10 protein-coding genes are annotated in these 11,934 nt (G+C 44.2%); 2 read left to right on the top strand and 8 right to left on the bottom strand.

Translation table 11 applies throughout. The features are described 5' to 3' along the window. Window positions 1-219: 219 nt before the first annotated feature. Genes PN470_RS03775 through PN470_RS03765 form a run of 3 tightly spaced genes read right to left on the bottom strand, consistent with a single transcriptional unit; the run spans window position 220 to window position 5,582 of the window. On the bottom strand, window positions 220-3,108 hold the full coding sequence (locus PN470_RS03775) for a formylglycine-generating enzyme family protein (protein WP_272103713.1): 2,889 nt from the start codon (window positions 3,106-3,108) through the stop codon (window positions 220-222). Beyond that, window positions 3,105-4,070 (bottom strand): AAA family ATPase, encoded by a 966-nt coding sequence (locus PN470_RS03770; RefSeq protein WP_272103711.1) that lies wholly within the window; start codon window positions 4,068-4,070, stop codon window positions 3,105-3,107. The genes PN470_RS03775 and PN470_RS03770 overlap by 4 nt, the downstream gene beginning before the upstream one ends. 6 nt (window positions 4,071-4,076) lie before the next feature. Beyond that, window positions 4,077-5,582: a VMAP-C domain-containing protein gene (locus tag PN470_RS03765; RefSeq protein ID WP_272103709.1), complete on the bottom strand. Its 1,506-nt coding sequence runs from the start codon at window positions 5,580-5,582 to the stop codon at window positions 4,077-4,079. A 404-nt stretch (window positions 5,583-5,986) separates the two neighbouring features. On the opposite strand from PN470_RS03765, the gene PN470_RS03760 reads away from it, so the two are divergent. After that, window positions 5,987-7,102, top strand: a complete 1,116-nt coding sequence (locus PN470_RS03760; protein ID WP_103111425.1) for a fatty acid desaturase — start codon at window positions 5,987-5,989, stop codon at window positions 7,100-7,102. Between the two features lie 329 nt (window positions 7,103-7,431). On the opposite strand, the gene PN470_RS03755 is transcribed toward PN470_RS03760, so the two are convergent. Genes PN470_RS03755 through rpmI form a run of 3 tightly spaced genes read right to left on the bottom strand, consistent with a single transcriptional unit; the run spans window position 7,432 to window position 8,984 of the window. Then, window positions 7,432-8,388, bottom strand: coding sequence for a PhoH family protein (locus PN470_RS03755; protein WP_016516067.1), 957 nt, complete (start codon window positions 8,386-8,388; stop codon window positions 7,432-7,434). A 13-nt stretch (window positions 8,389-8,401) separates the two neighbouring features. Then, complete coding sequence (gene rplT, locus PN470_RS03750; RefSeq protein ID WP_002739593.1) at window positions 8,402-8,749, bottom strand: 50S ribosomal protein L20; 348 nt, start codon at window positions 8,747-8,749, stop codon at window positions 8,402-8,404. A gap of 31 nt (window positions 8,750-8,780) precedes the next feature. Then, window positions 8,781-8,984, bottom strand: coding sequence for a 50S ribosomal protein L35 (gene rpmI / locus PN470_RS03745; protein ID WP_002740108.1), 204 nt, complete (start codon window positions 8,982-8,984; stop codon window positions 8,781-8,783). Between the two features lie 209 nt (window positions 8,985-9,193). Between rpmI and PN470_RS03740 the strand changes: the two genes are divergently transcribed. Continuing rightward, entirely contained in the window at window positions 9,194-10,369 is a 1,176-nt protein-coding gene (locus PN470_RS03740; protein ID WP_272103705.1) for a transaldolase, read from the top strand. A gap of 122 nt (window positions 10,370-10,491) precedes the next feature. Here PN470_RS03740 and prfA read toward each other — a convergent pair whose 3' ends face one another. Together prfA and PN470_RS22090 are read right to left on the bottom strand one after the other, a co-directional pair. Continuing rightward, window positions 10,492-11,592 (bottom strand): peptide chain release factor 1, encoded by a 1,101-nt coding sequence (gene prfA / locus PN470_RS03735; RefSeq protein ID WP_002755037.1) that lies wholly within the window; start codon window positions 11,590-11,592, stop codon window positions 10,492-10,494. Beyond that, window positions 11,553-11,750, bottom strand: coding sequence for a hypothetical protein (locus tag PN470_RS22090; protein ID WP_002791989.1), 198 nt, complete (start codon window positions 11,748-11,750; stop codon window positions 11,553-11,555). Before PN470_RS22090 ends, prfA begins: the two co-directional genes overlap by 40 nt. Window positions 11,751-11,934: the final 184 nt, after the last annotated feature.

Here is an 11,934-nt window from a genome sequence, read left to right as displayed (position 1 = left end):
CCCCTGCCCCCCTTGATAAGGGGGGTTTGATCCCCCCTACCCCTAGGTTTGATTGTAGGGTTGATTCATGAATCAACCCTACCTTGATAAGGGGAAAACCTAAAACCCATCTTCAATTTAATTATAACCAGCTACTGATCAGCCAACCTCATATAGTACATTTGTTCAAAAAAATCGAAAAAGAGAAAAAGGGTAAAAAGGAAAAAAAGAGAAAAAGGGTTACAAAGTCCTCCCAGCACCGCACACCACCCGAAAACCGAAGTTGTAGTAGTAGTTGTCGCGGCGGTTGCGGTCGGCGCGGTAAGCAGAACGGCAGCTATCTGGATCGTTGAACCAAGAACCGCCCCGCAGAGCTTTATTTGCCTGATTTTGCTGTTTTTTGCTCTTTTCTTGCCAAGCACTACCATCATTAGGTGCGCGTCGATAATTTTCTTGGAAGTCATCCTGACACCACTCCCAGACATTTCCGTGCATATCATACAAACCAAAACCATTGGGGGGAAATTGCCCCACGGGGGTGGTTCTCGCACGATATTCTCCTGCTGGTTCCCTAGCAAAGCGTTCCGTAGCATCGTAGTTAGCTAAATTTGAGGTGAGGGTTGCTCCGAAGTGGAAGGGGGTGGTGGTTCCAGCACGACAAGCATACTCCCATTCCGCCTCACTGGGTAGCCGATACTGTTTCTTGGTCATTTTAGAGAGCCTTTGGCAAAATTCTACGGCATCTAACCAAGATACCCTTTCAACGGGGTTTGTGCTGCCTTTAAACATCGATAGCTCTGGGTTTAAATCTCGCTCTACTTTTAAATCTTCTCTTTGGGCAATATATAACCATTGAGCTTGGGTAATCGGAGTTTGACTTAGGTAAAACGGAGCGATTTTTACTAAATGTCTGGGGGATTCTCGTTTGAACCAATCCCTATTGTATTTTTCCACTAGCCGCGCTATTTCCTCCGCTTCGGTTCCCATCCAAAACTCCCCCGAAGGAATATAGAGCATTTTTAAGCTGGGGGGATTTTCTTCAAAGTAGAAGGCTCTCACGGGTTCTTTGGCGGTAATTTGTCCCGTCTCATCCACAAAAACGGTTTCAGACTTGAACAGGGTTAGGTTAAATTTCTGGGTGATGATTTCTTCTTCTGTGTTATCCAAGACTTCCCTAAACTGGACTGGCATTGTCTCGGCGGTTATTTCTTCGCTTGCCAAAAATTTAAGCTGCTCAGGGGTTAAACGAAGGCGCTGATACAGTTCGCCATCTTCTACGCTGAAATCCTTAAGTCTATGCTTGAGCAGTTGAAACAATATTTCCTCTCCTCCCGTAAGCTCTTTTACCTTAGCTATGGTTACGGTTTTATATTTCCTCAGCCACTTTTCCTCAACCGGTAGGGGTGGAGGTGAGTCAACCATAGATTGCAGCTTTTGGCTAATTTCTTGGTACTTTGCTTCCCCTAGCTTTTGGAAAACCTTAGCAGACACCTTGGCAAAGGCGCGGACTAGATTAGCTGCTTCTTTGCCGAGGAGAACTTGGGGATTGGTAAGAATAAGACCAAAAAAGGTGGTGGTACTCAGGTTAAGTTTTTGGGCGATGTATTCCGAGAGGACAAAAATTACCTCTAAGGCGCGGCTATTCCCTAGTTCAGTGAGCAGAAGCTCTCTGTCCTCATCATCAAATTCAAAATCTAGGCTGTTGGGGGGAGTATGAAAGTTAAATTTACCTCCTTTGTCCCACTTCACTGGTTCCCCTCCTAGATAGACTTTGAGAAAACCGCTAAGGATGACTTCTGCTATGTTTAGGGGGTTAGAGGCGCTTAAAAGTTGGCTTTGGATAAGACGGATGATGGGAAGATTTACCGGGGCTGCGGCTAATTTTTTCAGTAATTCCCAAGCTAGAGGTGAGGCGGTACTGGCGAATAGTTCTAGAGCTTGTTTCCTAGACATCTCCGGAGAAATAGTTGCGGGTATTTCTCTGTTTTGGGGGGATTTTTCTAGTAGTACCCCCGCACAGGTGGCGTTGCTGTCACCACTGACAACGAGCGCCCAAGCTTTTAAGGATGAAGGGGTTAGGGAGATGGTGGGTAGGGGAAAGTAGGTTTTTTGGATTGTTTCTCTGAGAATATGTTGATTTTCCTCTTCCTTCTCAATTTGTAGTAGCAGGGGGATAGAGGTAAATCTCCAGTTTTGTGAAGGTTTCCGGGGGGTTTGGTTGACTAGGGAGACGAACCAACCTCGACTAAGGGCGGTTCTTTCCCACATTGCTTCCGGGAAGGGAGAAAGCAGGGTGACGATTTGGTGTTTTCCCCAGTCCTGAAAAGCTTGGTTATAGCGTCCTTGATACCAGTCTGGGGAAGTACAATCGCTGTAGAAGAGGATAAGTCTTTCGCCACGAGGATGGATGAGATCTTTTGGGTGAATTGAGCAAGTATCGTTAGAGTAGGTACGGATGGCTAAATTTTGCCTGTCTTCGTCCCATCCGATGCGGTAGAGTTTGACATCCCGAAAGGCCCCGATTTGTTCTAGCCAATCGCGGATTTCCCCGGCCATTTCTTTCCAAAAGACCATGGAGGCCCATTCTTCAATCAGTAAAACCACCTCTAGGGAACGGACTTTTTTGGCTTGGTAAACGGGTATTAGGGCTAAACTGCCATCTTTCTTGCCGATGCTATACTCGGCCGATTTCTGTACGGTGCTGTTTAGGTTTATTTGTCTTTGGGTGGCTGAGTCTATCTTTTGGATGAGGGGACGCACTGCCCGCCCTAATTTTAGGGTTTCTCGCCAGAATTTGGCATCGGGGATGCTAATGGGTAGGGTATCTGCGCCTATCTTCTCCGGCTGTTTTTGTGCCTCTGTCTCCCGTATTAAGGGAACTTCATCGGATGGGGCTGCTGGCTCTTGGGTTTCGTTTTTACTCTCCCGGGGGGGGTTTTTAGCGGTCGGGGTTTCTTTCTTTTCTTCCCTAGGCTCTGGACGGGGTTGGGGTTTTCCTTCCTCTTCTTGGGTGAGAACATACCACCATAAACTATCAGCTATCTGGTAACTGTCTAGGTCCCATCCCCTGCCCTTGACAAAGGTGATAAATTTATCAATCAGTTCTGGTGTGGGAGGGGTTTGGGTCATTTATTGCCTGTTTCGGTGAGATAGGTAAATAGTAGGTTGGTAAGGGACTTTAATTCTGCACCTGTGGGTTTATTTTCGCCCATGCTCATAAAGACGGCGTTTAAAAGCTGGTCCGTTGCTAGTTCCCCTTTTTCTCGTTTTTTAACATATTCTGCGATCGCTGCTTCTATTTTTTTACTTTCGGGACTGGCCTCTTTATAGTCAAAATGGCTTTTTACTATCTTTTTTAGTTCCTCTGGGGTGGGGTCGGGAATTTCTAAGGGCAGACATCTACGTTTAAAGGGTGGGGGAAAATCCCTCTCGCCGTTGCTCGTCATAATCACTATGGGGAACTGGAACTGTTGGCAGCTTACCTTACCTTGGGGGATGGATTCCCATTCACCGTCATGGGTTTGTACTGGTATTGGTTGGTTTTCGGTATCTTTAGCGAGTCGGGAAAGTTCGGTGATTTCAAATTTTCCCTCTTCAAAAAGGTTTAAGAGGTCGTTGGGTAGGTCGATGTCACTTTTATCTATCTCATCGATAAGCAGTACCCGGGGATAATTTCTCGGACAGAGGGCTGTTCCCAATGGACCCAAGCGGATATACTGCCCTATGTCTTTTTTTTCTTCTAATTGGTAATCTTGCAAACGTGCGATCGCGTCGTAGTAGTATAATCCCTCTTGTAGGGTGGTGCGGGTATTAATTGGCCAGACTAATACTTCTCCTAAGTCTAATTCGTAGGCGATTGCGTAGGCTAGGGAGGTTTTCCCTGTACCCGGTTTCCCTGTGACTAAAATAGGCCGGCGTAGGTGAATGGCTGCGTTTACGGTTTCGATGGTTTTATCGTTAACTATGAGTTGTTTTCCCCGCTCCTCGGATTTGTTGGTGGCGAAGCTTCGCCAGGGTGGGATTTTTGGCCAGGGAATCTCATCCCTTGAGCGTTTTTGATGATTGCCTTGAAAGATTTTCCATGAACTCATAGTTAGTTAACCTAGGTGCTGAGATGTTAAGTAGTGGAAGGGGGGCATCCGATTAGGGTCTTCTAAAAAGCATAATAGATGATGTCCTAGATGTTCTGGTTCATCTTCTAAATTATCTGGTGATTGTCGCCTCACCTCTTGAACTCTTGTGGACAATTGATTAATTTGAATACCCTGTAAGAGTGTATTAATTTCTGTTCTGTGAATTGCTTCCTGAGCATGACAGCGCGACCCAACGACTAAAGGTATGCCATATTTTAAGCTTCTTTTAAATAATTGCTCTAAATCCTCTTGAGTTGAAGCGCAAAGATTGCTCCATAGAGTTGTTTCTTGGCACAAATAGGACTCGCTGTTAGTAACTGTTTGTGTATCTATAGAATTTGTTGTTAATCTCTCCCATCTACTTTTCCAATCTTTATAAACTGGGCGATTCCGATATCTATTCTCCAATCTCATAAGAGAACGAACATTAACAAAATATACTCTCTTAAGTTGAGTTGGGCTATCAAAGTAATTGTATTCCCAAGATTCAAAGTTAGTATATAGTAGCTTACCATCGGTGAAAAATTCAATATTTAAGTTTGCACCTCCTCGCTCATGACAATCTTCAATAATTTTTGTTAAAATGTTCGTTATATCTTTTTGAGTATAAACATCTTTGCTAACGCTACTATCTACAGGAAGAGGTATATAATTATTTCCTTGACTTTGAGATGTATTTAACTGTAGAAAACACGCAGCAAATTTATATTCAGGGAAAGTATTTGCTTGACTTTTACTCTCCTCTATTTTGATAATTAGATAGTTGTTAATATTTTCTCGATTGTCAGGTTCTGGATTAATTGCTGGTATCTCTGCTATCCAAGCATTGTAATCTGTGTCAGTAATATTTAATAGTTTCTTTAACTCCTGTATTGTTTGTTCAATGTATGAGCGAGTGTCGCTATTAATTCTGCTATCTTGAGTAAGTCTAAAAAGTATTCTTAATAAATCTTTATCATCTCGAATATTTATGATTTTATCGATGATTTCTTCAAAATTAGCATTGTCATTATCTGGCAAGTACGACTTTATGATCAGATTCAGTTCTGCTTGTTGTTGTCCAGACAATTTATTTTTAAGCTCTGTAAATATATTAATTTTTGTCTTGCTTTTAACAAAACTATTTTCTACAGAGATACCCTTGTTATCGATAGCATTCCAATGCTCAATTAATGTAATAAAATTGGTCTTTTGAACTTCTATAGGCGTTTTCATAGCTTCTGTGAGAGCTTTAGAAATCAAGGGAAATAATTTTTTATTTGCTTCTTTCCTAAGATTTTCTGAATTTAAGTAATTTTTCTCTGCTATCTCAGCATAAGTTAAATCTTGACGAAATCCATTTACTAAGATTTTTTGTATATCAGATAATCCCTTATTATCTACTTTTATAACTAACTGCATTACAATGCCCAAAAAATCTGATTCATTCAGATCACTTGGTTTTTTAGACTTAGGTTTTCTATCTCCCATTTGTACTTGTGGTTCTCCTTTTAAGAATACAATTCACAAAATGCTACTTTTAGCTACTTAATGATACTTTGGCAAGTTGACTACTAAATGCTACAAAAACCACCTCGACAATTAAAAGGGCTAGAAATAAGCTAAAAGTGTAGTCTAATTCAGAGCTTATGTACATCTCAAACTACCAGATTAAATCACTAACCGAGAGGCTAAAAAATCTCTTGGGGTATGTACCCAAAGAAGCTTGGGTAATTAATCTCGCCATCGAGATAGAAATCTCTCCAAAGCCGTTTTTTAGTGATGGGCAATTAATCCAGCACTACCGAGAAATTGAACAGCTGCACAGCTAATAAAACCGCCTGAATTTGGTTATTTAACCATTTTCAGGACAGTACAACTTATTTTCTACTGTCATGATACTGAAAAAACCCACCCCAACACAAGCATCGGCTTTAAGGGATAATCCACGCCTAGGGATGCTCCAACTCAGCGATAATCGTCTCGTACAAGCTTTCTTTGACTGGCTAACAGGCTACTACCTTACCCCCCCTCTCTGGAAAAGCACCCCCTCCTTAGAATTACTCTATGGCATACTCCAGTATATAGGAGGATTAGCGATCGCTCTTAGCCACTGGCAATTAATACCCCTAGGATGGGTGTTATCCGTAGCTGGAGCGGCTCAATTGCAAGAAATAGCCCACTTTTGCGCCCATAATGCTTTTTTCCCTCAATATCCCACTTATAACCATCTTTTAGGTTGTTTACTTACCTTAATTACTGGGAAAAAGCCCTTTCCATTGTTCAAAAAAGATCACCTATTAATTCACCACCCGCCGAAAAACCTAGCTACCATGAATGACAAAGGGAATACCCCCTACCTAGTAGAAGATTTAGGTTTTGAATTTGGCCAAGAAGAGGCCTTCTATTGGCAAAATTTGGGCAAGTTATTACTCTCTCCCAAGTTTTACGGAGAAACCTTCCTTTCTCGCCTGACTAATCTCCTTAAAGCTCCCATTAACTATCAAATAGCCACCCTGATTGTGCTTTTCTTGGCCTCTGTTTGTGCGGGTTTAACCCATTCTTGTTTAATCTGCTTACTCTGGGCGGTATTTACCCAACTCGGAACCTATGCAGCCGCACTCTTGCAACAGCTACCGGAGCATAATTGGGCCTATGAAGCCGATGATAATGAGGGAGCTAAATCTCAGGTAATTGGTAAATCTTTTGCCCTATATTTGGGTGCTTATCCTCCGCACTCGGACCACTGGTTAGAGTGGTTAAAATGGTACATAGAATTAGTAGGAGCAGTCTTTATTCGGCTGACCATCCTTCCAGTTAGCCTAGGGGCGCACTGTGTTCACCATGCTACAACAAACGATCACAACTGGGCTAACCAACTATATACCCTAAGAGCTTTTCAGACTGGCTCGGTGAAAGGATGGCAGCGTTATCAATTCCTTGAGGTTTGGGGATACCGAAACGCTTTAAACTACGTCTTTGTCGGTTTTAGTTTAAGGGGAAAAAGCTAAATTAAACTCGGTGTGCAACTATATTTTTAGTCTTGATTTACAACAAGGCTTTCAGAAATCAGCAGAGATAAAGTATCCTCTGGAACCCTGATTCTGTCGTTTTTAGTTGCACATCGCGTTAAATTAACCTAATTCTATACTCTCTCGCAAGAGTACAAGAGCGACTATCTCAACAATCTGTTATTGGCTCTCCCAGGTTTGGTGGGTAAAATGTATTCTAAGATACATTACTCAAGAGCGAGGGAGTGGAGCGAACCACAAAGACACAAAGGACACAAAGATCGATCCTGTGTAAGTTAAACTTATCACACAGAACCTAGAAGAGCCTGTTATTTTTCGTGCTGTTCGTAAGCTGAGACGATTTTTTGTACTAGGGGATGACGCACCACATCGGCCCGGGATAGGTAACAAAAAGCGATCCCTTCTACTGATTTTAGGATTTTTTGAGCGGCAATTAACCCCGATTCCTGTGGTTGCGGTAAATCGGTTTGGGTGACATCTCCAGTTACTACCATGCGCGAACCGAATCCCAAGCGAGTTAAGACCATTTTTAACTGTGCTGGGGTGGTATTTTGGGCTTCATCAACGATAACAAAAGCATTAGCTAGGGTTCGTCCCCGCATATAAGCTAAGGGAGCGATTTCGATTTTACCCCGTTCCATCAGGTCGGGAATTTTGGCCGCTTCGATAAATTCGTATAAAGCATCGTAGAGGGGACGCAAAAAAGGATCGACTTTTTGCTGTAAATCACCTGGGAGAAAACCTAATTTTTCCCCCGCTTCCACGGCCGGCCGGGTGAGGATAATCCGTTCTACTTTATCTTCTAATAGAGCCTGTACGGCTAAAACGGCGGCTAAAAAGGTTTTCCCCGTGCCAGCAGGTCCAATACAAAAGGTGATATCGTGACTTTGAATCGCTTGGATATATTGACGCTGACGGAAGGTTTTTGCCCGAATTAGCTCCCCACGACGGGTACGAGCGAGAATATCCTGCTGTAGTTCTTTATACTCGCTAGAACGCCCCGTATCGAGGGCATGGATAGCGGTCATAATATCGGCTTCGGCGATTAACTTGGCCTCTTGCCATAAAATACTTAAGGAGCGCACAATCGCTGTGGCACGCTCCACCGGGGTTGGTTGCCCCGCAATCCGCAATTCCATCCCTCGGAGGACTAAATTCGCCCCAGTTTGCTTGGCTATCAATTTGAGGTTAGCTTCTTGATGACCCGCTAAAGCGATCGCACTTTCTGAACTGGGGAATTGAATCGTTTGCCAAGTTTCCGTCATGCTTGGGGCTAAATTATCCTTTGGCTGTTTCTACCACTTTAGCAAAAGCGACGGGATCGAGGACGGCTAATTGGGCCAACATTTTCCGATTGAGGAGGATATTAGCTTTCTTTAATTGTCCGGTCAGTTGGCTGTAACTGATGCCCTGTTGACGAGCCGCGGCATTAATGCGGGTAATCCAAAGACGACGAAAATCGCGTTTACGTTTGCGACGGTCTCTATAGGCATTCCGCAAGGCCTTCATTACCTGTTGGTTAGCTGTACGGAATAGGCGCGAGTGAGAACCGCGAAAACCTTTGGCTAATTTGAGAACTTTTTTGCGTCGCTTGCGGGCGACATTCCCCCGTTTTACTCTAGACATGATAATCCTTTAGACGATTTTTCTGGAAAATTTACAAATAGGGCAACATTAAGCGCACTTCCTTCTCGTCGCGCTCGTCCACTAGGGTAATCTGGGACAAACGACGGCGCTTGCGTTCGGCACTTTTATGATCGAGTAGGTGATTTTTGAAGGCTTTGCGACGTTTGATTTTTTTGCCGCTTCCCGTGGCCTCGAATCGTTTGGCCGCCGCCTTTCGCGTTTTTAGCTTGGGCATAAACTCCCTTTTATTAAATCGACACAATCACTAATACTATCACAAATACAGGACTTTGGGCAAGGAGTGGCCAAAAGATTCCCAGCTTATCCTTACTTTGGCCAGGTCTGTGGGTAGGAATTAAATCAATCGGGAATTTTCCCCCTTCCTTTCGATCGAATCGCTAAGATCCAGATAAAGTCTCGCGTTAACACGCATCTGGAGAAGTTATGGCTAAAACCCTACTAGAACAATTACGGGAATTTACAGTGGTTGTTGCCGATACTGGCGATATCCAAGCGATCGAAGCTTTCACCCCCCAAGATACCACCACTAACCCCTCCCTGATCACGGCTGCGGCCCAAATGCCCCAATATCAGCCGATTGTCGATCAAACCCTGCAAGCGGCCAGAAAAGAATTGGGAAAGCAGGCCACCCCGGAAGATGTGGCCACATTAGCTTTTGATCGCCTAGCGATCGGTTTTGGTCTGCAAATCCTGCAAATCGTCCCCGGCCGCGTCTCCACCGAAGTGGATGCTCGTCTTTCCTACGATACCCAAGCTACCATCGACAAGGCCCGTTATCTCATTTCCCAGTATGAACAAGCGGGTATCTCTAGAGAAAGAGTCTTAATTAAAATTGCCTCGACTTGGGAAGGGATTAAAGCCGCAGAAGTCCTCGAAAAAGAGGGAATTCACTGTAATTTAACCCTATTATTCGGTTTTCACCAGGCGATCGCCTGTGCGGAAGCGGGAGTCACCTTAATTTCTCCCTTTGTCGGTCGGATTCTCGATTGGTATAAAAAAGAAACTGGTAAAGACTACGTTGGCGCTGAAGATCCCGGAGTCCAATCCGTTACCCAGATCTATAACTACTATAAAAAGTTTGGCTATAAAACCGAAGTTATGGGGGCAAGTTTCCGCAATATCGGCGAAATTCGCGAGTTAGCCGGTTGTGATCTTTTAACCATTTCCCCGAAACTTCTCGAGCAATTGCAAGAGACAGAAGCCGATTTACCCCGTAAGCTCGATCCAGACCAGGCTGCAACCCTTGATATTGTCAAAATTGCCATGGATCACGCGACTTTTGAGAAAATGCACGCCGAAGATGCCATGGCTTCTGAAAAACTAGCGGAAGGTATTCAAGGTTTTACCAAAGCTTTAGAATTATTAGAACAATTGCTGATTCAACGTTTAACCCAGTTGGAAGGTCAGTCAACCCTAGAACACGCCGCCGAAGATATTTTCCGAGTCTATGACCATGATGGCGATGGTTTCATCACCCGGGAAGAATGGGCGGGAACCGATGCGGTATTCGATGCGATCGATATTAACCATGATGGGAAAATTTCTCCCGATGAGATCGCTGTCGGTTTGGGTGCGGCTTTTCGTTTAGTGGAAGCTTAGAATTAGTCGTGAGTTGAAGGAACCGGCATCAGTCCCCACCCGCACTCACCCCCACCAGTGGGGAAAGTGCCGGAAGTGGGGAGCTTTTTACTGTTCACTGGTAACTGATCACTGATCACTGATTAAGCTGTCTCTTGGGCAGCGGCTAATTCCTCCAGTTTTCCCTGTTGATCCTTGGCGATACAGGATTGAATCACCTCTTCGATATCGCCATCTAAAATGCGATCGAGGGAAAAATTCTCATTTAAGCGATGATCGGTGAGACGATTATCCTTATAGTTATAGGTGCGAATTTTTTCCGAACGGGAACCGGTTCCCACCTGAGAGCGCCGCATGGAACTGACTGCTTCCTGTTGTTCCTGTAACTTTATATCGTACAATTTCGCCCGGAGAATCTGCATAGCTCGTTCCCGGTTTTGCAATTGCGAGCGCTCTTCGGTGCAGAAAACCCGGATTCCCGTGGGTTTATGGATTAAATCGACGGCAGTTTCCACTTTATTGACATTTTGACCGCCTGCTCCCCCAGATCTAGCCGTGGTTAACTCAATATCCTTGGGATCGATATGCACTTCCACATCGTCCACTTCTGGCATAATTGCCACGGTAGCAGTGGAAGTGTGGACGCGACCACTTGCTTCCGTCAGAGGAACCCGCTGCACCCGATGGACTCCCGCCTCAAATTTCAGCTTACTATAGACGTTATCGCCTTTAATCTCTAAAATTGCCTCTTTAAATCCCCCCATATCCGCCGGAGATTCACTCAAAAGGCTAACTTTCCATTTTTGAGTTTCGGCATATTTTGAGTACAAACGCACTAAATCTCCCGCCCAAATACTGGCCTCATCACCTCCGGTCCCGGCGCGAATTTCCAGCATGATATTCTTTTCATCGAGGGGATCCCGGGGCAGCAGCAGAATTGTTAATTGGTCTTCCAAAGTGGCGATTTTTGCCTCTAATTCTGCCACTTCTAGGGCGGCCATTTCGCGTAATTCGGGATCGCTGGCGGATTCTTTGAAGATTTGTTTCGCACCGATTAAATCCTCTTGACTTTTTTGCCAAATTTCGTAGGTGTTGACCGTTTCCTCTAGGGAAGCGCGGGATTTGGCCAGACGATGCAATTCACCCGGATTACTGGTGACATCGGGATCCGCTAGACGACGGGTTAATTCTGTGTAGGTCTGTTCTACAGATTGCAGTTTGTTGAGTAAATAACTTTCAGCCATAATCGATAGCCACAAATAGGGTTAAACGGGGTTAATTTGAAGATAACCCGCAAATTCTTTGGATTAGAAGCGTCTGAGAGATAATAGAGACGCAATCCTTTTAATTGTCTTAATTTTCTTTGTCTGGAGTTCTGCGAGCTAGGAAAAATCCCGCTCAACTGCTGACAGTCAGTCAGTTTTGCTAATACTTAGAAATATTTTTAGGCCAGCAAGCGGCAAGGGAAGACATTTTTTTCTTAACCAGATTATTCCTATATCTGAAGCTATCATTTTTTGGCTCGTTTGAGCAAGTAGTGTTAAATCCTGTTTAAAAGTGGGGAATTGGGGTGTGGGGTAGTGGGG

It is taken from the genome of Microcystis sp. CS-574, assembly GCF_028329095.1.
GTDB classification, from domain to species: Bacteria; Cyanobacteriota; Cyanobacteriia; order Cyanobacteriales; family Microcystaceae; genus Microcystis; species Microcystis ichthyoblabe_A.
This window is presented reverse-complemented; position numbering and strand designations above follow the sequence as displayed.

Bases quoted from the DNA above. Each gene is read 5' to 3' on its own strand.
- PN470_RS03755 (WP_016516067.1), bottom strand. From the start codon at position 8,388: ATGACGGAAACTTGGCAAACGATTCAATTCCCCAGTTCAGAAAGTGCG.
- PN470_RS03775 (WP_272103713.1), bottom strand. From the start codon at position 3,108: ATGACCCAAACCCCTCCCACACCAGAACTGATTGATAAATTTATCACC.
- PN470_RS03770 (WP_272103711.1), bottom strand. From the start codon at position 4,070: ATGAGTTCATGGAAAATCTTTCAAGGCAATCATCAAAAACGCTCAAGG.
- PN470_RS03740 (WP_272103705.1), top strand. From the start codon at position 9,194: ATGGCTAAAACCCTACTAGAACAATTACGGGAATTTACAGTGGTTGTT.
- rplT (WP_002739593.1), bottom strand. From the start codon at position 8,749: ATGTCTAGAGTAAAACGGGGGAATGTCGCCCGCAAGCGACGCAAAAAA.
- prfA (WP_002755037.1), bottom strand. From the start codon at position 11,592: ATGGCTGAAAGTTATTTACTCAACAAACTGCAATCTGTAGAACAGACC.
- rpmI (WP_002740108.1), bottom strand. From the start codon at position 8,984: ATGCCCAAGCTAAAAACGCGAAAGGCGGCGGCCAAACGATTCGAGGCC.
- PN470_RS03760 (WP_103111425.1), top strand. From the start codon at position 5,987: ATGATACTGAAAAAACCCACCCCAACACAAGCATCGGCTTTAAGGGAT.
- PN470_RS03765 (WP_272103709.1), bottom strand. From the start codon at position 5,582: ATGGGAGATAGAAAACCTAAGTCTAAAAAACCAAGTGATCTGAATGAA.